The organism is Chitinophaga sp. CCNWYY40, assembly GCF_037483205.1.
Lineage (GTDB): Bacteria > Bacteroidota > Bacteroidia > Chitinophagales > Chitinophagaceae > Chitinophaga > Chitinophaga ginsengisegetis.
In genome coordinates, this window is the sequence record NZ_JBBHLF010000008.1 from 146,909 (window position 1) to 169,984 (window position 23,076).

Sequence of the window (23,076 nt, forward strand, 5' to 3'; positions counted from 1 at the left end):
AATTTATCAGAAGAACAAGAACATGAAAAAAACACAACTCCTGTTTGGACTGGTAACCAGTCTTTATTCCGGTATAGCGATCGCACAGGTGAAAGCTCCTGCGACCGACTGGCTCATCAGCCACCAGTCGTATACCGCCACGGTAACTGAAAAAGATAAGGAAATTACGCTCAGCAACGGGTTGCTGAGCCGGAGTTTTCGTATAACCCCTAACGTGATATGCACCGACTACCGCAACCTGGTCAGCGGTGAACAGTTGCTGCGCGCCATTAAACCGGAAGCCCGGCTTACTATTAACGGGCACGACTATATGATTGGCGGCGCACAAGGGCAGAAACAACAGGCGTACCTGCTCCCCGCGTGGCTGGACAACCTGAAAGCCGGTTCAACAGATTTTATATACAGCGGCCACCAGGTAACCTCCATCTCTCCCTATTTAAAATGGCAGGCAAACGGCTGGTGCAGCAATCCAAAGCAGCCCACCGGCAAGGAGCTTACCTTTTCCTATGAAGCGCAGGCGCCTGAGCTGAAAGGGATCCATGTTAAAGTACACTACGATATATTTGATGGTATTCCACTCATCTCGAAATGGCTGGAGATCACCAACCAGAGCGGGCAACCCGTAAAGCTGCAACAGGTAGTGAATGAAATACTGGCAACACCGGAAGAAGAATCTGCAGTAGTAGGTGGTGTGAATAAAATGCAGGTGCCGCACGGAATTTATATTGAAAGTAATTATGCTTTCAATAATGCCATGAAGGCAAATCTCAGTGATCAAACCACGCACTGGAAAGCAGACAGCACCTACACCTCCCAGGTAAACTATGATCTGCAAACGCCCTGCCTGCTGGAAGTATACCCGATTGTACCGGTAGGCATTACCTTAGCTGCCGGTGAACACTTTGAATCTATCCGCACTTACGAGCTGTTGTTTGATAGTTACGACCGCGAAAGAAATGGATTGGCTAAAAGAAGATTTTACCGCACCATCGCACCCTGGACCACAGAGAATCCCATTTTTATGCACCTGGTAAGTACCGACCCGGTGAAGGTCAAGGCGATCATTGACCAATGCGCTGCAACCGGCTATGAAGGCGTGATCCTTAGCTTTGGCAGTGGTTTGAATATGGAAGATACCGGTGCTGCCAACATCGCTAAGTTCAAAGCACTGGCGGATTATGCACATAGTAAAAAGATACTGCTGGGCGGTTACTCCCTGTTTTCGAGCAGGCGTATCAGTGAGGAAGATGACGTAATTAACCCGGCTACCGGCAAAACAGGTGGCGCATTTTTCGGCAATGCTCCCTGTATGGGAAGTAAATGGGGCCTGGGTTATCTGCAGAAAATTAAAAGTTTTATCAGCGCTACCGGCTTCGATATTTTTGAAAACGATGGTCCTTATCCGGGAGATGTTTGTGCATCCACTACACACCCGGGTCATACAGGCCTGGAAGATTCCCAGTGGAAGCAAATGCAGTTGCAGAAAGGACTTTATCACTGGCTCAATGAAAAAGGCGTGTATGTAAATGCGCCCGACTGGTACTTCATGGATGGTACCAACAAAATAGCATTGGGTTACCGGGAAGTAAATTTTTCCCTGCCGCGCACAGAACAACTGATCCTAAACAGGCAGAATATTTTTGACGGCACCTGGGAGAAAACCCCTTCCATGGGCTGGGGCTTTGTACCGCTCAGCGAATACCAGGGTGGTGGTGCTGCTGCTACCCTTGAACCGCTGAAAGATCACCTGGATGCGTACGACCAGCTGATGGCACAGTACTACGGCGCCGGCGTTCAGGCATGCTACCGCGGTCCGCGTTTATACGACACCGATAGTACCAAAAACCTGGTGAAGAATATGATCAGCTGGTATAAAAAATACCGTAACATTCTTAATACTGATATCATTCACCTGCGCAGGGCCGATGGCCGCGACTGGGACGGGATTATGCACGTAAGCGCACAATTGCCGCAAAAGGCCTTTGTGATGCTGTATAATCCAACTCAACAGGCCATTGCCCGTGAAGTGGCTTTGCCCTTGTATTACAGCGGGCTCACACAAAGCGTACGTATCCGGGAAAAAGAAGGGCTACTAAAAACGTATACCCTTGACCGTAGTTACAACGCGCATGTTAAAGTAACCATCCCGGCAAATGGCTACACCTGGCTGGTAGCCGAATAACCTTGTATCAAACCAAATTTGTGTAATTTATTTAGTTATGAAGAAACTATCGCTTTGTATCCTCACTTTCCTGGTTTTCCTGTCGGCAGTAAATGCACAGGAGAAGAGAATATTCAATGAAACGGATGCACAAAAAGAACAGCGGCTGGCCTGGTGGGTGAACGACCGCTTTGGCATGTTTATTCACTGGGGACTGTATTCCATGCCTTCCCGCCATGAATGGGTAAAGAGTTATGAGCATATCACCGACAGCGCCTATCAGAAATATTTCGACCTCTACAACCCGGACCTGTACAATCCACGTGAATGGGCCCGGCAGGCGAAAGCTGCAGGTATGAAGTATGCGGTGATCACCACCAAACATCATGAAGGCTTCTGCCTGTTTGATTCCAGATATACCGATTATAAAGCGCCTAACACCGCAGCTAAAAGAGATCTGATCAAAGAATGGGTGGAGGCTTTCCGGGCAGAAGGATTGAAAGTAGGCTTTTACTATTCGCTGATCGATTGGCATCATCCGGATTATACCATTGATCGGGTGCATCCGCAGCGCCCTTCCGATCCAAAGGATTATGAGCAGCTGAATAAAGGCCGTGATATGGAAAAATACCGTACTTACCTGAAGAACCAGGTGAAGGAACTAATGACCAATTATGGAAAGATAGACATCCTCTGGACTGACTTCTCTTTTCCCGGTGAACATGGGAAAGATCATAACGACTGGAATTCGCTGGATCTCATTAAAATGATCCGCAAACTGCAACCGGGTATTATCATCAACGACCGCCTGGACCTGGGCGAGTACGAAGATGGCGGTGATTTTGCCACACCGGAGCAATATAAAGTATCTGAATGGCCCACCCGCAACGGTAAGCGTATCCATTGGGAAACCTGTCAGACTTTCTCCGGTTCGTGGGGGTATTACCGTGATGAAACATCCTGGAAAGATAACAAGCAGTTACTGGTGCTGCTGATTGAGTCCGTGAGCAAAGGCGGTAACCTGCTGCTGAATGTAGGGCCAACCTCCCGTGGTACTTTTGATGCCCGCGCACAGGACAGGCTGAAAGGAATGGGCGAGTGGATGCAGGTGAATGGCCGTTCCATTTACGGTTGTACCGAAGCGCCCGCAGAGTTCAAACGTCCGGATAACAGTTTGCTTACTTACAATCCAACTACCAAACGTTTATACGTGCATCTGCTGGATTATCCGTTACAGCGTTTCGAGCTGCCGGGCATGAAAGGCAAAGTGAAATACGCGCAGTTACTGAATGATGGTTCGGAAGTGAAGATGCGTGGCACTGATAAAGGCGACCTGGCGCTGGAACTACCGGTGCGCAAGCCTGATGTGGAGATTCCGGTGATAGAATTGATTTTGCAGTAAGCGAAGGTTGTCCTGGTTCAGGAAAATCAGCCTAATCCTGAACCAGGACAATTTACCATCGCCGAAGGCGATCTCATAAATTTTTCTAGAAAATCTCAGGAAGATGTATATTTTTATACTCACCATCTTTTATTGTTAAACGTCCCGGATGAAAAAAGCTTTTTTTTGCCTGAGTACATTAATACTGGCGGCTGTATTATTCAGCTTTGCAGCACCGCCGCCGGTAGCAAAAAAGCCGAATATTGTAATCATCTTCATGGATGACATGGGTTATGGTGACCTTGAATGTTATGCCGGCACTCCCTGGCACACACCTAATATCAACCGTATGGCCGCACAGGGCATGCGTTTCACTTATTTTTATGCGGCGCAGGCAGTTTGTTCTGCATCAAGGGCGGGGTTACTCACCGGCTGTTATCCGAACAGGGTAGGCATTAATGGCGCCTTGTTTCCAATGTCTCCTATTGCGCTGGACACCGCCGAACAAACCATTGCATCTGTTTTAAAAGCACAGGGTTATCACACCGGCATGGTAGGCAAGTGGCATTTGGGTAGCAAGGAACCGTGGCTGCCTTTGCAGCATGGATTTGATGAGTACCTGGGGCTGCCTTATTCCAATGATATGTGGCCGGTACATTATGATGGGAAGCCTTATTCGGATACCTCTACACATCCGCGGAGCAAGTTTCCGCCGCTTCCGCTGATAGAAGGTAACAAGCCACTGAGATATATTAAAACACTGGAAGATCAGTCGCAGCTCACCACGCTTTATACGGAAAGGGCCTGCCGTTTTATAAAGAATAACCGGCAGCAACCGTTTTTCCTGTACCTGGCGCACAGCATGCCGCATGTGCCTATTGCGGTTTCAGAGAAACATAAAGGAAAGAGTAAGGATGGACTTTTTGGAGATGTGATAACAGAAATAGACTGGTCTGTTGGCCAGGTATTAAAAACGCTGGAAGAGAATGGTTTATCTGATAACACCCTGGTGATTTTTACCAGTGATAATGGTCCGTGGTTGTCTTATGGTAATCATGCCGGAAACACTGGTGGCTTGCGGGAAGGCAAAGGTACTTCCTGGGAAGGAGGTACGCGGGTGCCGTGCATTATGCGCTGGCCCGGGAAAATTCCTGCCGGTACTGTTTGCAATAAGATGGCTGCTACTATTGACCTGCTCCCCACCGTGGCCAATTTATGCGGGGCTGCATTGCCGGTCCGCAAAATTGATGGAGTGGATATGAAGTCGTTATTATTTAATGAACCGGAAGCAAACCCACGGGATGAACTGGCCGTATATTACCAGGTGAATAGTTTGGAGGCCATCCGTAAGGGGCCGTGGAAACTGGTACTCCCGCACAAAGGCAGAACGTATAAATTAAATCTGCCGGGATATGATGGTTTCCCCGGGGCACAGCCGGAAGTAGATGTGCCAATGGCGCTGTATGATATGCGACGCGATCCGGGTGAGACATTAGACGTGCAGAAGCAGTTTCCGGAGGTGGTGAAATCCTTGCAGGAAATAGCAGAAAAGTACCGGTTAGCACTCGGAGACGACCTCACCGGCGCAAAGGGAACTGAGCGAAGAGCAGCCGGAAAGGTACAGATGTAATATATATGCTAAAGTATAATTTGTTTTAAATGAGAGAAGTGCCGACTTTTAAATAGTTGATTAGTAATTGATTGTATTCCCGTTAATCCTTTAAAAGACTACCAGATACCACGTTATATTTTCGTTTTATTGCTAATATAAAAGGAATTGTATATTAATATTTATTGAAAAACCATATATGTATCCGATTGACTGCTGCATCTAATTGTTTCAAATTTGTTACGGGTATGGGAACCGTGTAATCTTTCCATTTATAATTTATCAACCATACCAGCTTCCGGGAGCTTGCAGTTATCAATGGGAGATTTCATATGAATTATATATAACCCAAAAGGAATATTATGAAAAAAGTGCGGCCTATAAGTCCTGGTAGTCTAGGAGGAGCGCGTGTTTTGGAAGTTTCAGGATTGCACAGCGAATCATCAGAAACGTTACAACAATTAGCAAAAGATATCTGCAACCTGGTTTTTATGGATATAGAGATACCCGGATTGACCGCGATAGAAGCCGCCAGCATAGTAAAAGCAGCTTACCCTGATATAAATGTGCTATTGCTTACCCTGAACGAAACGGAACAGGGATTAACGCAGGTGCCGGCAGCAACCGAAGCGTTTAAAATGGATCATGTACCGCCGGTCTCCCTGACTGAGTTTATTTCTCAGATTTATGAGACGGCCCTGCAGTCGAATTTAGTGGCGGTTAACAAAGTACTGGCCTTTTTCCGTAAAGAGAAACAGGTTTATCAGGATCCCTATGGATTATCGCCGCGGGAGAAGGAAATTTTACGTTGCCTGGTAGATGGCGACACTTACAAGCAGATAGCCGAAGGGTGTCATATCAGTGTGGGAACAGTTCGTTCCCATATCATGAATATTTATCGCAAGCTCGATGTAAATTCCCGCTCCAACGCTATTGTAAAGGCAATGAAAGAACACCTGGTCTGATGCCATATGCTTTAGCCCCAGAAACCCTGCGCCTTTACTTGCTTGCCTTGCTGACGTAACGATTTACGCACCTGTACCACCATCTGCTGATTACCTGCCACATAATAAGTTGTATCTGCCACCGGGAAATCATAATGGTACAACCATTCATGCAGATCGGTGAAATAATGTCCGTTATTGGAAAGCGGTTGCACCTGCATTTGTAATAACTGCTTCGTAGCCGGATCTTCCAATTGCAGGAAACAATGAAATTGCTGTTGGGCGGTTTTACGCAGATACAAAGAATGGAAGTGCCCTGCGGCGCTGGCATCGCCTATGCATACCAGGTGTTGTGCGCCGGAAGGCTGATGCAGGCCACCACCGGGCCCTGCATAATACACTTCATCACCCGGCTGAAGCCCCAGCGCCCAGGAGCTGCCCGCCCCTTCATGTCCGCAATCCACTATCAATGTGGCGGTTTGTGCAATGGTATTCCAGGATGCAACGGTATAGTCGCGGTAAGTATATGGAGCCACCTCACATTTGAGGTGCTGGGTGCTGCGTTCGGGCAATGCCTGCGGCAGTTGCAGATCTATCTCTAATAAAAAATTTCCTATGCGCGCTACGCTTAGTACGTGCGCAGTTTTCCCTATGCGCGACATCAGTAAACTGGTCGCCCTGTCTTTAATTGAAGGCATTTATTAAATGTATTTGATGGTGATAATGCGCCGGCTTGCGGCGGGGTAAGCTTGCAGAACAAAGAGGCTGATATTTCCCGGGGCCAGTGGAAAGCCGTTACAACGCTTCTTCCGGGGTTTGCCCGTTTATTTCCGCAAGGCTAGCATCGGCTATAAAAGGTACTGATGGTTTCATAAGTCAAAAATTATTTCTGCAAAGCTACCCGACCCGCGCTTCTCCGTTATTACACTATTCCGGGTTATAGTTATACTTTTCCCGGCTTGAGATCCGGAAGGCTACCGGCGTTTGACCGGTGTGCTGTTTAAAGAAACGGTTGAAGTACGTGACTTCGTTGAATTGCAGGTACCAGGCTATTTCCTTGATGCCGTGCGTGGAATGCAGTAACATCCGCTTCGCCTCCAGTATCCGTCTTGCAGCCAGTAAAGCAGAAACCGTTTGTCCCGTTTCCTGTTTTACTACTTCATTCAAATGGTCTGTGGTTACATGCAACGCCCGCGCATAGTCTCCCGGGCTGCTCCAGCTCAATAAGTGCTGCTCCATCAGTTCACGGTAACGGGTTAATAACTCCGGTTGTAAGGAGGATCTCCGGGTACTTTCCGGAAGATAACGCATAAACTGGGTCAGCAACACCGCCAGGTAATGCTGTAGCACCTGCTCCTGCAGCGCCTTGCGCGTATTGAATTCCCGCAGCAGCTGGGCGCACAAATGCCATATTTCCTGGTAAGCAACACTGTCGGGCGTTACCGGGTGCTCCATACATAGAGGCAATGCAGGGAAGCCGGCAGGTAAAAAATCAGTAGTGAAAGAAATCAGGTACACATCCAGCACCTGGTCTTCATCCGTTGACAGGTGCACCTGCCACGGCGCCAATAAAAACATGCTCTCCGGTGGCATGTCTATCAGTCTGAAATCTACCATATGCCGGCTCCGCTGTTTGCCTGTTACCGCCAATGTGTAAAACTCGTGCCGGTGGGCCATTGTGAAATCAGCATTGGGGTGGTGGACCGGTTCCCCGGCCCGTTTATAATGAACATCTATCATCAACCCCGGAACAACCAAAAGCTCTTCCAGCCGGTATGATGCAATGATGGATTGTTTTCCTTTTTTCATAATAACATCCTCACCCTATTATCTGACGATTGAACAAAACAATTATTGTATAATTTTATTTTTTTGCTTTTGCAGAACAGAAAGATTACCCGATCTCTTCTTTTTTGCGCTGTCTTAAAAAGATACCTGAAATGGGTAAAATTGCATACATTTATTTGCAACCGATTGCATAGTTTCGGACTATATTAGCACAACAAAGTTTAGGATTACCTGTAGAAGTGATAGTAATGCTGATTTAAGATGCTCAACGATGTTGCAAACGTTTGCTGAAAACCGATGAATTCCATGATGAAAGAACGAATGTCAGGTAACTGATACACATTCCCCCTTTCTCCAACATGCCACGAAAAGAATTAATAAAGAATACCCACTTGCCTGATCACCATAGTTGGACGGTACAAAATCCGGCTGGTGCAAGGGAATGGAAACAGGCAGGACGCAACCTGAAAAATAATATATTGATGATAAAGTATCTGTTAGCAGTTTCACTGATGTTCCTGGCCGGAAACACCGGCGCCGCCACCCCGGCAGATTCCCTGCTAAAGCTCTGGTACCGGCAACCAGCCAAACAATGGATAGAAGCGCTGCCCGTAGGAAATGGCCGTATCGGCGCCATGATCTTTGGAGGCGTACAGGAGGAAGAACTGCAGCTTAATGAAGGCTATCTCTGGTCAGGTGTTCCCCGCGATGGTAATAATCCGTCCGCTAAAGAACTGCTGCCTGTTATCCGCCGGCTGCTGACAGAAGAAAAATACATGGAAGCAGACCAGCTGGCCCGCAAAATGATGGGTACCTACAGCGCCCGGTATCTCACACTGGGAAGTCTTTTTATAAGTAATGATATACCGCAGGAAGCCACACAATATAAACGTGAACTGGACCTGAACAATGGAATAGCCCGCGTTAGTTACCTTGCTAACGGTATTGCCTATACGAGAGAAGTGTTTTGCAGTTATCCGGCGCAATTGCTGGTAATACGCTATACCGCCGGCAAAGCCGGGCAGCTTAGTTTCAGCACCCGCTTTGCTAACCCGATGCCACATACCAGCAGTGTAGTGAACCCGCATTACCTGGTAATGAAAGGCAGATGTCCGGAATACGTGGCTGCAAGGGCTTATGAGCCAAAGCAGATTGTTTATGGCGATAAAGGGATCAATTACGAAGTACATCTCGATGCCCGCGTAAGTGGGGGACAGGTGAAAACAGATACCGCCGGCATACACATTTCCGGCGCAACGGAAGCGGTGCTCCTGTTATCCATAGGAACCAGTTTTAAGGAGGGATTACCCAACGGAAAAGATCCGTACGTGGCGGCTGTGGCGCCTTTGCAGAAAGCAGGCAGTTACCCGCAACTAATGAGTGGACACGTCAATGACTATACGTCGTTGTTTAACCGGGTGTCGCTCAACCTCGGAAGCGACACCTCCGCATCATTGCCAACAGATGAAAGGCTCCAGGTATATACCCTCCACGGTGGCAACCGTGATCCGCAACTCACCACGCTGTTATACCAGTACGGCCGCTACCTGATGATATCCGGTTCCCGCAAAGGCGGACCAGCCATGAATTTACAGGGATTGTGGAATAAAGAGATGCAGCCACCCTGGGGCTCCAACTATACCATCAATATCAATACGGAGATGAATTACTGGCCGTCCGAAACGGCGAATTTATCGGATTGCGGTAGTCCTTTGTTTGATTTTATTGGCCAGCTGGCGCAACACGGACGTGTAACCGCTGCCGTTAATTATGGCGCAAAAGGCTGGACGGCGCATCATAACTCAGATATCTGGGGTATGACCAACCCGGCCGGTGGCATTGATTTTTCAGACCCAGGCGGTAACCCCAAATGGGCAATATGGCCAATGGGCGGGGCCTGGCTAAGCCGCCACCTGTGGGAGCACTACCAGTTTACCGGCGATAAGAAAATGCTGCAACAGGTATATCCCGATCTGAAAGGCGCCGCGCTGTTTATGCTCGACTGGCTGGTGAAAAACAAAGACGGTCAATGGGTAACCAGTCCTTCTACCACACCGGAAAACAATTTTATGGTGAACGGCAAGCGCGAAGGCTCTGTGAGTATTGCCACCACAATGGACCTATCTATCATTCACGACCTGTTTAACAATACGATTCAGGCTGCCGCGGTGTTACATCAGGATGCGGCGCTAGTGGCCCGCATCAGGCAAACCATGAAGGAAATGTATCCTTTCCATACCGGTCAGTACGGACAGTTGCAGGAGTGGTACAAAGACTGGGACGATCCAAAAGATTCCCACCGCCACGTATCTCACCTGTATGGCCTGTTTCCCGGAAATTTCATTTCGCCACGAAGAGATACGGTACTATCGGCGGCGGCTACACGTAGTTTGCTGCTGCGCGGCGATGGCGGAACCGGCTGGTCTAAATCATGGAAAATAAACTGGTGGGCGCGCCTGGAAGATGGCAATCATGCGTATACCATGTTGAATAAGCAGTTGTTTCTGGCTGGCGGTCAAACCATGAGCGTAGCCGATAACAGCGGCGGATCTTATCCCAACCTGTTTGACGCGCATCCTCCATTCCAGATAGATGGCAACTTTGGAGTAACTTCAGGCATTACAGAGATGTTGCTGCAAAGCCATGATGGCGTACTACACCTGCTGCCCGCATTGCCGGATGCCTGGCCTTCCGGCAGTGTGAAGGGATTAAAAGCAAGAGGTGGTTTTGAAGTAGATATGGAATGGAAGAACGGACAGCTCACGCATGCCGTGATCCGTTCTGCACTTGGAGGCAACTGCCGTATTCGTACGCGCGTGGCCGTTAAGATAAACGGGAAGGCCGCAAAAGCGGCCGTTGGTAATAATGTAAATCCGTTTTACCAGTTACAGATCCCCGGAAACACCATTGTAAAAGATCCAACGAAATTACCGGTGTTGCAGTTGGAAAAAGTTTTTGAGTATGATTTTTCAACTGCACCTGGTAAAACTTATGATATCTTATGAAAAGGCAAATGATATAACAGGTAGGGAGTTGATGAAATTATTTAAACTCACCATGTATTGAACCCGCAACCAAAATAATATCCACGATGAAAAAAATGAGTTGGCTTTTAACTACCGGTTTATTATGGCATGCCTTCACCACGTTGGCCGGAACGCCTGCACAGTTTGTACAGGCGCTGAAAAGCAGTGCCGCTGTGGTGTATACCTCCAATGGCAGCATAGCGCCGGATGATATTAAAGTGATCCGCAACTGGAAAAATGACCGCTGTGAAATACGTATAGTCAACACCGGTAGTACGGCGGTACGATTGAAAGAAGTAGTAACTGGTGTAGCAGGTAAGATTTTGCTGCCCTCCACACCCTTTTATGCAGAAGGTTTCCAGATGCTGACGCAAACAGCCGGTACCCTTGCTCATCCTGAAACATTGGGTAATTATACGGATGCCGGTCACTATAAAATTCCGCAGCCGGATGGATACCTGGCAGTATACAACCTGCTGCGTTTATATCCTTCAAAGGAAGAACAGGTATTATTAGGCTACACCTCCAGCAGGCGTTTTGTGGGTAAGTTTTATATTTCTGCAGATACCATCAAAACGGTAACCGATCTGGAGAACCTGGAACTCGCTCCCGGAGCCGATTTTAAGCTGGAAGAATTAATGGTGATCACTGGTAAGGATGGCAACGCATTGCTGGATCGCTTCGCCGCCAGGATCCAGGAACAACATCCACGACTTGAATTTAAGCAGCCACCCACGGGCTGGTGCTCCTGGTATTGTTTTGGTCCGAAGGTAACGGCACAGAATATTTATGATAATCTTGATTATATAAAAAGTAATATCCCGGCGTTAAAGTATATACAGGTAGATGACGGCTATCAACCGCATATGGGCGATTGGCTGGAGTCGGGCAATTCTTTTGGCGGCAATGTACAGCAGGTGCTGAAAACCATCCGGGAAAAGGGTTTTGAGCCGGCCATTTGGGTGGCGCCGTTTATTTGCGACAGCAATTCCACTATTTATAAAAATCACAAGGACTGGCTGGTGAAAGACGCTTCCGGCGTGCCTTTGCGCAGCGACCTGGTTACATTTGGCGGGTGGCGGCTAAAGCCCTGGTATGTGCTGGATGGTACGCACCCCGCCGTGCAGCAACACCTGGAGCAACTATTCCGTACTATGCGCAACGACTGGAGTGTTACCTATTTTAAACTCGATGCTAATTTCTGGGGCGCTATTCACGGCGGCAATTTTTATGACGGTAAAGCTACGAGGGTAGAAGCATACCGGTGGGGCATGGAAGCCATTCTAAAAGGCAGCAGGGATGCTTTTATACTTGGTTGTAATCATCCGCTGTGGCCATCATTAGGGCTGGTGCACGGGAGTCGCAGCTCTATGGACATCAAGCGCAGCTGGCCGGTATTTGAGCGTTCCGGTCGTGAAAACCTTTACCGCGCCTGGCAAAACGGCCGCTTATGGTGGAATGATCCGGATTGTTTGGTGCTTACCGGCAACATGCCTGACAATGAGTTTAATTTTCACGCAGCCCTGTTATATGCTACCGGCGGCATGTTATTAAGTGGAGATGACCTTACTAAGATATCACGGGAACGGCTCAACGTTTTGAAGAAGGCGTTGCCTCCCACCGCAAAGGCAGCTGCTTTTGAAGGTGCTGATTTTGAAATAGGAAGAGTTACTACGGACGCGGGTAAACAGGTAATTCTTCTCAACTGGCAATCATCTTCCAAAAAAATAACCGTAAAACTTGATCAGTCATACAAGGTATCAGACTATTGGACAGGCACGGATCTTGGCACACACAGCGGTTCCTTTGTGATGGAGCTGGCAGGACATGATGGCCGGGTATTATTGTTAACACCAAAAAAATAATTCCATGCGTACGTTCCTGGCAGCCTTATTCATTGGTATCTCCTGTATTCTACAGGCGCAATCGCCCTATCAGCAAACGGTGCTCAAAGATACACGGCCGGCAGTGATGAAACGGGCCGCATGGGCAATGCAACAGGCGCCTCAAACGATTACTGCCTTCCAATGTGATCGCAGCGCTGGCGGCATACACGATTTCTATTCGGAAGGGGATTACTGGTGGCCCGATCCGGCAAATCCCAACGGGCCTTACATTCAGCGCGATGGCCAAACCAATCCTGAAAATTTTGTGGCGCACCGGCAAGCCATGATCCGCTTCAGCCGGGTGATGGGCGCACTGGCGGCAGGATATATTGCTACCAGGGATAACACCTACCTGCAGCGGGCGTTGCAGCATGCAAAGGCATGGTTTGAAACACCTGCTACGCGCATGAATCCTTCGTTGCTGTATGCACAGGCTATCAAAGGAAAAGTAACCGGCCGGGGTATCGGTATTATTGATACCATCCACCTGATGGAGGTGGTACAGGCATTGAGTATTATGGAGAAAGCCGGCGCCATTCCGCCGGAAGATCTTGCAGCTTTTAAAAGCTGGTTCAGTGAGTACCTGCAATGGCTGACCACACATCCTTACGGGAAAGATGAAATGAATGCCGCCAATAATCATGGTACCTGTTGGGTGATGCAGGTAGCGGCTTTTGCACGTTTTGTGAATGATAAGGAACTACTGGCGTTTTGCAGCAACCGTTATAAAACTGTACTGCTGCTCCGGCAGATGGCCGCTGACGGCAGCTTTCCGCTGGAACTGAAACGGACTAAACCTTACGGCTACTCGTTGTTTAACCTCGATGCCATGAGTACCATCTGCCAGTTACTGAGCACGCCGGATAATGATTTGTGGCGGTTTACAGCAGACAGTAGTAAAAGTATCGCCAAAGGGATTGCCTATCTCTATCCATATGTAAACAATAAAAACAGCTGGCCTTTTGCGCATGATGTGATGTATTGGAACAGCTGGCCGGTGGCGCAACCCTTCCTTATTTTCGGTGCGGCCGCTTTTCAGCACCCGGAATATTACCGCTTATGGCTGTCGCTCAATAAGGATCCGGAGGAAGAAGAGGTGCTGAGAAACCTCCCGGTGAGGAATCCTCTGATCTGGTTATGAATGCTTTAAAATTTACAATTATTTAAGATTCAGATGTTTTATTTTCTTAATATAAATCCTTAACTTTAGGAGACTATACACTATGTTTAAACTTTAGAGAAATGAGTTGGATGGACGACTTGTATGTTATTTACCAGAAGCTGGATGCCACCGGTTGTGAAGAGGTAAAACATGACATTTTAAAAGCCCAGATTGATGGCTGTAACCGCGGAGAAATCTATTTCCTGGTATTACAACAACTGGTACAGATCAAAACAGGGAAGGCGCCTGTTTATGAGTTAATTAAGGGAGAAGTAGAAAATATTATCCACTACAGTAAAGGACAATACCTGAGTTAATTATTTTAATTCTTCTATCAGTTTCTGCACTTTGAGATAATTAGGCGCGTCGGACGGGATTTTTAATAACCATTCGAGGCATTCCTGCTTACGTCCTTCTCTCAGGTAGCTCAACGCCATATAAAACGCTGCTTCATACCGGAGTTCGCTGCTGTTGTTAAAAACAGTCAGCAGATCCTGTCGTGCGCTCTCCATCTGGTTTTGGTCGATCAGCGCCACGCCGCGGTAGTAACGGGCGTATAAGTTGCCGGGGTTGGCCGTCAGCGCTTTATTCAGCAATAAAACTGCTTCGTTGAAGTGTCCGTGATTGAACTGTACAATGGCTTCTTCCGGAAGCCGCAGGCTGTCTATATCCGGGATCTGCATTTCTGTGGAGGCGAACTGCCGGTAGATATTCTTTCTCCAGGGACTTACATACAGCAATATGGCCATTCCTGCCGCTATCAGCGCAGTAAGGATCACATAGTTACGGATGGGAATGGGCGAGTTATCTTTTAGCGTGTACCAGGCATTGCGATGGGTAAACAGCAAATGTTGCAACTCATCCCGGTTGGTATCGTTACAGATCTTCTGAGCCAGTAGTTGGCGGACTGCATCAAAACGTTTTACCTGTTGGGTAAGGAGGGCGTCGCCCTGTAGTCTTTCAGAGAATGCCTTGCGTTCAGTTTCGCTCATTTGTCCGCTGAGGAAACGGTCTGTTTCCAGCAGGTCTTTTTCAGAAAGGCTATTGGCTTTTAGTTTTATATCGATGTCCCTGAACAGGCTGCGGAAACAATCGGCTCTTCTGCCGGGTAGTTCGTTAACGGGGATATTGGTTTCTGCGGCAATGTCTTCCTGCAGGCAGCCATCTGTGAGCGACCAGCGGAGCAGCTCTTTACATTCGTCGGAAAGGGTCAGGTAGTAGTGATAGGCGAGTCTCCTTTTTTCCCCTTCTTTCAGCACATCTTCCACATCCTGGATATCGTCTCTGCTCATGGTGGAAAGTTCTTCTGCCTCCAGGCCGGGAATACGCTGTCCTCTTCTTTCGAGTTGCTGTTCCCAGATACGCTTGCATAACAGTTGCAGAAAGGGCTCAAAGTCGGTGACTTTCAGCGGGTGACGGCGGGCGAAGTAATAAATGTCCATCAGGGCTTCTTCGAAAATATGGGCCGCATCTTTTACGTGACCGCTTTTTTGCAGAATGAACCGCTTTTCTTTGGAAGCAAACCGCTGATAAATATTTTCAATTACTGCTGGTGTATGGTGAAGCAATCCCTCAATATATTCCTGGTCGTTATTTATTAATTGTTCAGGTGACATACATATCGTTTTTGCCGGTTCCTCTGTACTAAAAATATTAAACCTTGCCGAAGTGACCTAATTATTTATTCCGGTCTGTACAAATGCGATGCCTGTGCGGTGGAAGGCATTCCCTCCGGTATCCTGTTGCTGCACCCGGGCTGTACCGTGGCGTTTCGTTCACGCTATGCTGCCTTTGGAAGAAATCATGGTGGTGAACAGCCGGGCGCCACCTTCTGCAGCCAGCCTGCATAAATGCAGCCTGATTGTTGACTTTGAAAATAAGTTTGCAGAAGAAACGCCGGAATTACTGCAAAAGATGCTAAAGGTACCTTTGGTGAAAGAGGTATTACATAACGTTGAACTAAAGAATGGTCAGCTCAGGTTTAAGCCTGCTGTTAATTGTTTAAGGATCGTTTTCAGCTGTGTAAATGCTTCTTCTCCTATGATACCGGCGTACAGGTCCTGTACTTCATCTACCGCTTCATAGGCGTTGATCATAAACTCTTTTCCTTTCTCTGTCAGGAAGATAATGCTGGCGCGGTTGTCGGTATCATGTTTGCGGGTGCCGATATAGTTGTCTGCTTCCAGGTTCTTTACCACCTTGCTCATGGCTTGTTTGCTGATACGCGCTTTCCTGGCGAGGTCGTTGTTAATGGTACCCTGCGCATCGATGTGTACCAGGAGTACCATATCTCCCAGTTTAAAATTTTTGTATCCGCGCTCCAGTAGTTTTTGTGTAATACGCAGGTCTATATCTTTTTTGAACAAATTGATCAGGCGGGCGAGGCTATCCGGTCTCTTGGCCAGGCATGCCTCATATCTCGCATCTATAGTTGCGCTCATCATATTGTAGGTTTGGTAAAAGTGTACAGTTGATAAAATCTTGTCCTGATGCAATGCTACAAAAAAGCAGTGATTTTTTGCGCGCTGCTTTTTAAAATTTGTGCCCGCATGGTACTAAAAACAGGAAGACCCGCCGGTAAGGCGGGTCTTTAATATATTTTCAGGGTAGTGTTATTTGTACACGTAATCAGCCATTACGGTATATGTTCAAATACGCTTTCTGCCCTGGTGTAGCATCTCAGTCCGACGATGGTATTGCTTATCCCCACCTTTACTCTTTGTGCAGACCTGATACTGGTAGACGTCAGTCAATCAGAGCCTAAAGCCCCCGCGATACCCATTTCCAGTCCACGCAGTTCTGCCAGTCCGCGTAAACGGCCAATAGCGCTGTATCCAGGGTTGGTTTTCTTATGCAGGTCATCCAGCATCTGGTGGCCATGATCCGGGCGCATAGGAATGGAAACATTGCGGCGTTTCATGGTGAGCAGGATGTTTTTCACTACGGCAAACATATCTACGTCGCCTTCCAGGTGGTTGGCTTCATGGAAGTTGCCCAGCGCATCCCGTTGTGTGCTGCGCAGGTGAATGAAGTGAATATGATCGCCCAGGCGCTCTACCATGCCGGGAAGATCATTGTCGGCCCGTACGCCATAAGAGCCGGTGCAAAAGCACAAGCCATTGGAGGTATATGGTGCAGCAATGAGCAGTTCGCGGGCGTCCTGTTCGGTGCTTACCACACGTGGCAGTCCGAAAATAGGGAATGGAGGATCATCCGGATGGATGGCCAGTTTAACGCCGGCTTCTTCCGCAACAGGCGCTATTTGCTGAAGGAAATAGAACAGGTGCAGTTTCAGCTGGGTGGCATCAATGCCTTTATATTTATCCAATGCGGTCTGGAACTGTTGCAGCGTAAAGCTTTCTTCAGATCCGGGTAATCCGGCAATGATATTTTTTTGTAAGAGTTCTTTGTCGGCCGCAGTCATGCTGTCGAAATGTTCCTTCGCGCGGGCCATCTCTTCTTCACTATAATCCTTCTCTGCATCTGGTCTTTGCAACATGAACAGGTCGAATGCCATGAACGCTGCTTTTTCAAAGCGCAGCGCTTTGGAGCCATCTTCCACGGTATAGGACAGGTCGGTGCGGGTCCAGTCGAGTACCGGCATAAAGTTGTACGTAACCGTACGTATACCACATGCTGCCAGGTTCCGCAAGGTTTGCTGGTAGTTGTGGATATAATCCCTGAAACGGCCGCTTTGCGTTTTAATATCTTCATGTACCGGCACGCTCTCCACAACAGACCAGGTAAGTCCTGCTGCTTCTATGATGGCTTTCCGCTTTTGTATCTCCTCCTTCGTCCATACCACTCCATTAGGCACATGGTGCAATGCGGTTACAATTCCGGTAGCTCCTGCCTGTTTAATATCAGACAAGCTAACCGGATCATTGGGCCCGTACCACCGCCATGTCTGTTCCATTCTCAGCATAATGCAAATACGTTTAGTAAATCCAGAATTTCTAGTTCCAAACCCCAAAAATATAATCTATCCACACATATACAAACTTTGATTTCAAATTTTAAGGCCGTCTGCAGTGATCAGGGTGATCATGAGGTCCATCACATTTGTTTGGGTAGGGCCCGTAATCATTAACCCGCCTGCTTTTGAGAAGAAATGCCATGCATCGTTCTGTTGTAAAAAACTATTTGGATCGAGCTGCATTTTTGCAGCATTTTTCATCGTTGATGCATCTACGATAGCTCCTGCAGCATTGGTAGGACCGTCGCTGCCATCGGTACCACCGCTCAGGAAAGTAAGCGCAGGATGATGGGCAAGGGCGATGCCTGCTGCCAATGCCAATTGCTGATTCCGGCCACCACGGCCATTCCCGGTTACTTCCACCGTAGTTTCGCCACCTGCCAGCAAACAGGCCGGCAAAGGACCGTTATACCGGAGCGCTGTTTGTACCAGGTCGGCAGCCACGGCATGTACTTCTCCCGTAATAGTATCAGACAACAATACCGGGTGATACCCCAGCTGCCGGGCTTTTGCAGCCGCGGCTTCCAATGCCACGCGGTTGGTACCGGTGAGATAGTTGTGGGTATGTTGCAGGGAAGTATCACCGGGTTTAGGCGTTTCAGGTACCCTGCCAGCAACACCGTTTTCAATATGTTGGAGGAGGGAAGCGGGTATTTTTTCCGGGAGATGATATTTGCGGAGTACATTCATAGTATCCGCAAAGGTAGACGGGTCGGCCACTGTGGGCCCTGATCCTATCACGCTGAGGTCATCGCCCACTACATCGCTGAGTACAAGGGTACATAACGTAGCCGGATATATGCTTTTTGCCAGCTGCCCGCCTTTGATACCGGAAAGATGCTTTCGTACGGTGTTCATTTCCCGGATATCGGCGCCGCTTTTCAGTAAGGCATCAAACAGCTGTTGTACTTCGGGCAAACTGCTGTGTGCCGGTACATCCGCCAGCAGTGCAGAGGCGCCGCCGGAAAGTAAAAAGATCACGAGGTCGTGCGGCTGCACTTTAGCAGCCATGTCCAGCAGTTTAACGGAAGCGGCTACACTCTGTTCATCGGGGACCGGGTGTCCGGCTTCCACCAGCGCTACCTGTTGTAACGGTAACGCATGCCCGTACTTTGTAACTACCATCCCCTGCACCGGGAAATGCCCTATCAGTATGTTTTCCAACTCCTGTGCCATTGCGGCGGCAGCTTTGCCCGCCCCCAGTATCCAAACAGCCGCATGCTCCGGGATGGCGTAGCTATCTCCCGAAATATTAATGTTACGGGTAGCAGGTATTACCCGCACATTTTTCCTGATGAGCTGCTGCGGATGTACTGCTGCTACGCCCTGCAGGAAAATATCTTTTATGTCGGCAGTGGTATTGTTCATTTTCCCAGGCATAAAAAAAGCAGTGAGACAACTCACTGCCAATATCTTCAAGTTAAGAAATTTATTGCGGTTGGGTGGAGTCTTTGGCTTCCTTCTTTTGCCGCTTTTTTTCCATTTTTTGTTCGAGGTGTTCCTTTTTTGTCATTTCCCAGTCGTTCCATTTCTTATACTGTGCAGGCGTAAACACGGTTTTAAAGCGTTGGCTGCGTTCTGTATCCAGGGCTTTAAACTGTGTCATGCGCTCCTTTTTGGAGAGGGAAGGATTGTTTTTCACGGCATCCATCCGGCGCACAATATCCTGGTTGATCACCAGGATCTTTTTTTCCTGGTCTTTGCTCAGATTTACCTTGTGGGAAATCTTATCCGTTATTTTATCAGCTCTTCCTTCCGCTGTCCAGCGGCCTTTTGTATTGGTAGTATCTTTTACCTGGGCACTGGTAGTAAAGGTAGTTGCTGCAAAGAAAACGGTCAGCAGCATCCATGTATAAACAGAAATAAACTTCATATTCAGCAAGTATTATACGAATTTAAACAAACTTAAGCTGTAAACCCTTTTCAAATTATCCCTTTTTCGTGTGAATCCAAAATACACTTACCACTCATAAAAAATATGCCGTTTTATTTAGTCCCGCCTTAATGATTTATTACATTTAGCCGATCAACTGAATCTGAACCGAAAAAATAAAAGATTTACATGAAAAGAGCTTTTGAGAAACCCGGGACAGCCCTGCTGTTGCGGTGTATTACCTATGCTATGAAGCGGCACCGCGGTAAACTGCTGTTACTGGCCCTGCTGGCAACCGGCCAGGCAGCCAGCGCACAGGAAACCTATCCGCTCAACGGGATTGCCGATCCCCGCGAAGGGTGCTTTGCTTTTACACATGCAACCATTGTAAAAGACCCGCAAACTACCCTGAACAATGCCACACTGGTGATCCGCGACGGGAAAATAGTGTCTGCCGGTACATCGGCCGCTATCCCGAAAGACGCCGTGATAGTGGATTGTAAAGGAAAATACATCTATCCTTCTTTTGTGGATATCTTCAGCAACTATGGCTTGTCGGAGCCCAAACGGGGCGCTTCCGCGTGGAATGCACCACCCCAGTTCCTGTCTAATACCAAAGGCGCCTATGGCTGGAACCAGGCCATCAGAAGCGAAGTGAATGCCGTGGATCTTTTTTCGGCGGATGATGGAAAGGCTGCGCCCCTGCGTGAAGCGGGATTTGGCACCGTGCTTACCCAACAGCCCGATGGTATCGCCCGCGGTACCGCTGCACTGGTAACCCTGGCCACCGCAAAAGAGAATAAAGTTATTCTCCGCGAGAAAGCCGCTGCGGCCTATTCTTTTGATAAAGGTACCTCCACGCAAAACTACCCTAACTCACTAATGGGCTGTATCGCCCTGCTGCGACAAACTTTCCTGGATGCGCAGTGGTATAAAACCCAGCCCGCAAAGGAAGGCGTGAACCTCAGCCTGGAAGCATGGAATGCCAGCCAGCAGCTACCTCAGCTGTTTGAAGTTACCGATAAATGGGATGCGCTCCGCGCAGATAAAATAGGAGACGAATTTGGTGTGCAGTATATCATCCGGGCCAGTGGCAATGAATACCAGCGTATCAGCGAAATGGCTGCCACAAAAGCCACTTTCGCATTGCCGCTTAACTTCCCCGGTGCTATTGATATGGAAGATCCCGCAGACGCACGCTACGTTTCACTGGCAGAGATGAAACACTGGGAAATGGCGCCTACGGAGCCCGCCGCATTTGAAAAAGCAGGTATTCCCTTCTGTTTAACCGCTGCCGATCTGAAAGATGTAAAACAATTCCTGGCCAATGTGCGGAAAGCCATCAGTTATGGCCTCAGCGAACAGAAAGCACTGGAAGCGTTAACAAAAACTCCGGCCACTCTCATCAAGGCTTATGATAAAGTAGGTAGCCTGGAACCGGGTAAACTGGCGAACTTCCTCATTACTTCCGGTCCCGTTTTCAGCGAAAAAACTATCCTGTACCAGAACTGGGTACAAGGAAACCGCTACACCATTAAGGCCGACGGCTGGAATGATATCCGCGGTATCTATACCGTAAATCTCACTCCCGGCGGCAGCTACTCCGTAGAAGTGAGAGGTACCGCCGCCGCTCCTTTGCTGTCTGTTTTACAGAAAGACACCCTTCCGGGCCGCATCGATGTAAACGGAAAACTGGTATCGCTGTCGCTCACGCTGGCAAAGAACAGCAAAAGCAATGTTCGTCTCAGCGGTATCATCGGCGATAACAGCTGGAACGGTACCGGCGCCGACACCAGCGGCAACCTCGTAAAATGGACCGCCGTATTTGTAAAGGCAGTCCCCGAGAAAGCTGATTCTGTAAAGAAAGAAACACCATTGCCCATAGGCCCGCTGTATTATCCGTTTAATGGCTACGGCTGGGAAAAACTACCCTCACAGCAGGATCTGCTGATCAAAAATACCACCGTGTGGACCGGCGAAAAAGAAGGGAAACTGGAAAATACAGACGTTTTAATCCGCAATGGTAAAATTGCACAGGTAGGTAAGAGCCTCGCCGCCGGCAACGCCCGCGTGATCGACGGTACCGGCAAACACCTGAGCGCCGGCATCATCGACGAACACTCGCACATTGCACTCAGCAGGGGAGTGAACGAATCATCGCAGTCGGTTACTTCCGAAGTAAGGATCGCAGATGTACTCAATCCCGACGATGTCAATATTTACCGCCAGCTGAGCGGTGGCGTAACAGCGTCCCATCTATTGCATGGCAGCGCCAACGCCATCGGGGGGCAGTCGCAGCTGATCAAACTCCGCTGGGGACAAAATGCAGAAGACCTGAAAGTGACCAACTGGGACCCTTTCATCAAATTTGCATTGGGTGAAAACGTAAAACAATCCAACTGGGGTGATCGTAATACCGTGCGTTTCCCGCAAACAAGAATGGGCGTGGAACAAATCTATACAGATGCGTTTACCCGTGCGCTTGACTATGAAAAGCAGGGCCCCGGCAAGCGCCGCGACCTGGAACTGGACGCCCTCGTGGAAATATTACACCAGAAACGTTTTATTACCTGCCACTCTTATGTGCAGAGTGAAATCAATATGCTCATGCATGTAGCAGACAGCTTTCACTTCAAAGTAAATACGTTTACACACATCCTTGAAGGATACAAAGTAGCCGATAAAATGAAAGCGCATGGCGCAGGCGCCGGCACCTTCGCCGACTGGTGGGCCTATAAAATGGAAGTACAGGACGCCATCCCTTACAACGCCGCCATCATGCAGGGAGCAGGTGTGCTCACCGCCATCAACTCCGATGATGCGGAAATGGCCCGCCGCCTGAACCAGGAAGCCGCCAAGAGCATCAAATACGGCGGCATGACCGAAGAGGAAGCCATTAAGCTGGTGACCATCAACCCCGCTAAGCTGCTGCATGTAGACAACCGCATGGGAAGCATCAAAGTGGGTAAAGATGCGGATGTGGTACTGTGGAGCGATAACCCGCTGAGTATTTACGCCAAAGCAGAAAAGACCATCGTGGATGGTATCGTGGAATTTGACCGCGACAACGATCTGCAATTGCGCAAGCGTATTGCAACGGAGCGGAACCGTCTTACCCAGCTATTGCTGGCAGAAAAGAAAAAAGGCACGCCTACCCGCAAAGCATCGCTGACGCCGGAAGAAATTTATCATTGTGAAGATCTGCAGGGCGGACATCAGCAAGCTATTGGTTATTGATCTGTTAGAAATTTTTTAAGCACCGCTAAATGC

17 protein-coding genes are annotated in these 23,076 nt (G+C 48.5%); 10 read left to right on the forward strand and 7 right to left on the reverse strand.

All coding sequences use genetic code 11. The annotated features are described in order from the left end of the window. Positions 1 to 22 precede the first annotated feature (22 nt). The 4 genes from V7S65_RS28385 (at position 23) to V7S65_RS28400 (ending at position 6,116) form a co-directional block, all read left to right on the forward strand. The gene (locus V7S65_RS28385; RefSeq protein WP_336389163.1) at positions 23 to 2,182 is read left to right on the forward strand and encodes an alpha-galactosidase; all 2,160 of its coding nucleotides are present in this window, start codon (positions 23 to 25) and stop codon (positions 2,180 to 2,182) included. 37 nt (positions 2,183 to 2,219) lie between these two features. Further along, a complete protein-coding gene (locus V7S65_RS28390) occupies positions 2,220 to 3,563 on the forward strand; it encodes an alpha-L-fucosidase (RefSeq protein ID WP_111577936.1) in 1,344 nt (447 codons plus the stop codon). Positions 3,564 to 3,711: 148 nt separating this feature from the next. Continuing rightward, the gene (locus V7S65_RS28395; protein WP_111577935.1) at positions 3,712 to 5,172 is read left to right on the forward strand and encodes a sulfatase family protein; all 1,461 of its coding nucleotides are present in this window, start codon (positions 3,712 to 3,714) and stop codon (positions 5,170 to 5,172) included. Between the two features lie 470 nt (positions 5,173 to 5,642). Continuing rightward, positions 5,643 to 6,116 carry a response regulator transcription factor gene (locus V7S65_RS28400; protein WP_336389162.1) on the forward strand — a complete coding sequence of 158 codons (474 nt, stop codon included), beginning with the start codon at positions 5,643 to 5,645 and terminating at the stop codon, positions 6,114 to 6,116. 11 nt (positions 6,117 to 6,127) lie between these two features. Here V7S65_RS28400 and V7S65_RS28405 read toward each other — a convergent pair whose 3' ends face one another. After that, positions 6,128 to 6,793: a siderophore-interacting protein gene (locus V7S65_RS28405; RefSeq protein WP_079470881.1), complete on the reverse strand. Its 666-nt coding sequence runs from the start codon at positions 6,791 to 6,793 to the stop codon at positions 6,128 to 6,130. Positions 6,794 to 7,022: 229 nt separating this feature from the next. After that, positions 7,023 to 7,904, reverse strand: a complete 882-nt coding sequence (locus V7S65_RS28410; RefSeq protein WP_079470880.1) for a helix-turn-helix domain-containing protein — start codon at positions 7,902 to 7,904, stop codon at positions 7,023 to 7,025. Between the two features lie 461 nt (positions 7,905 to 8,365). On the opposite strand from V7S65_RS28410, the gene V7S65_RS28415 reads away from it, so the two are divergent. The 4 genes from V7S65_RS28415 to V7S65_RS28430 all read left to right on the forward strand — a co-directional run bounded on the left by V7S65_RS28415 (position 8,366) and on the right by V7S65_RS28430 (position 14,274). Next, the gene (locus tag V7S65_RS28415; RefSeq protein WP_336389161.1) at positions 8,366 to 10,888 is read left to right on the forward strand and encodes a glycoside hydrolase family 95 protein; all 2,523 of its coding nucleotides are present in this window, start codon (positions 8,366 to 8,368) and stop codon (positions 10,886 to 10,888) included. An 86-nt stretch (positions 10,889 to 10,974) separates the two neighbouring features. Further along, complete coding sequence (locus tag V7S65_RS28420; protein WP_336389160.1) at positions 10,975 to 12,774, forward strand: alpha-galactosidase; 1,800 nt, start codon at positions 10,975 to 10,977, stop codon at positions 12,772 to 12,774. 4 nt (positions 12,775 to 12,778) lie between these two features. Continuing rightward, positions 12,779 to 13,936: an alginate lyase family protein gene (locus V7S65_RS28425; RefSeq protein WP_336389159.1), complete on the forward strand. Its 1,158-nt coding sequence runs from the start codon at positions 12,779 to 12,781 to the stop codon at positions 13,934 to 13,936. Between the two features lie 101 nt (positions 13,937 to 14,037). Continuing rightward, positions 14,038 to 14,274 carry a hypothetical protein gene (locus tag V7S65_RS28430; protein ID WP_079470877.1) on the forward strand — a complete coding sequence of 79 codons (237 nt, stop codon included), beginning with the start codon at positions 14,038 to 14,040 and terminating at the stop codon, positions 14,272 to 14,274. On the opposite strand, the gene V7S65_RS28435 is transcribed toward V7S65_RS28430, so the two are convergent. Then, positions 14,275 to 15,573 (reverse strand): tetratricopeptide repeat protein, encoded by a 1,299-nt coding sequence (locus V7S65_RS28435; protein ID WP_336389158.1) that lies wholly within the window; start codon positions 15,571 to 15,573, stop codon positions 14,275 to 14,277. A gap of 99 nt (positions 15,574 to 15,672) precedes the next feature. On the opposite strand from V7S65_RS28435, the gene V7S65_RS28440 reads away from it, so the two are divergent. Then, positions 15,673 to 15,807 (forward strand): hypothetical protein, encoded by a 135-nt coding sequence (locus tag V7S65_RS28440; RefSeq protein WP_339546799.1) that lies wholly within the window; start codon positions 15,673 to 15,675, stop codon positions 15,805 to 15,807. 120 nt (positions 15,808 to 15,927) lie between these two features. Here V7S65_RS28440 and V7S65_RS28445 read toward each other — a convergent pair whose 3' ends face one another. The 4 genes from V7S65_RS28445 to V7S65_RS28460 form a co-directional block, all read right to left on the reverse strand. After that, on the reverse strand, positions 15,928 to 16,398 hold the full coding sequence (locus V7S65_RS28445) for a MarR family winged helix-turn-helix transcriptional regulator (protein ID WP_159454348.1): 471 nt from the start codon (positions 16,396 to 16,398) through the stop codon (positions 15,928 to 15,930). 308 nt (positions 16,399 to 16,706) lie between these two features. After that, positions 16,707 to 17,882 carry a mannonate dehydratase gene (uxuA, locus tag V7S65_RS28450; protein WP_336389157.1) on the reverse strand — a complete coding sequence of 392 codons (1,176 nt, stop codon included), beginning with the start codon at positions 17,880 to 17,882 and terminating at the stop codon, positions 16,707 to 16,709. A gap of 84 nt (positions 17,883 to 17,966) precedes the next feature. Beyond that, positions 17,967 to 19,352, reverse strand: a complete 1,386-nt coding sequence (locus tag V7S65_RS28455; RefSeq protein WP_336389156.1) for a glycerate kinase type-2 family protein — start codon at positions 19,350 to 19,352, stop codon at positions 17,967 to 17,969. A 10-nt stretch (positions 19,353 to 19,362) separates the two neighbouring features. Next, entirely contained in the window at positions 19,363 to 19,806 is a 444-nt protein-coding gene (locus tag V7S65_RS28460; protein ID WP_079470872.1) for a hypothetical protein, read from the reverse strand. A gap of 189 nt (positions 19,807 to 19,995) precedes the next feature. On the opposite strand from V7S65_RS28460, the gene V7S65_RS28465 reads away from it, so the two are divergent. Then, positions 19,996 to 23,043, forward strand: a complete 3,048-nt coding sequence (locus V7S65_RS28465) for an amidohydrolase family protein (RefSeq protein WP_336389155.1) — start codon at positions 19,996 to 19,998, stop codon at positions 23,041 to 23,043. Positions 23,044 to 23,076: the final 33 nt, after the last annotated feature.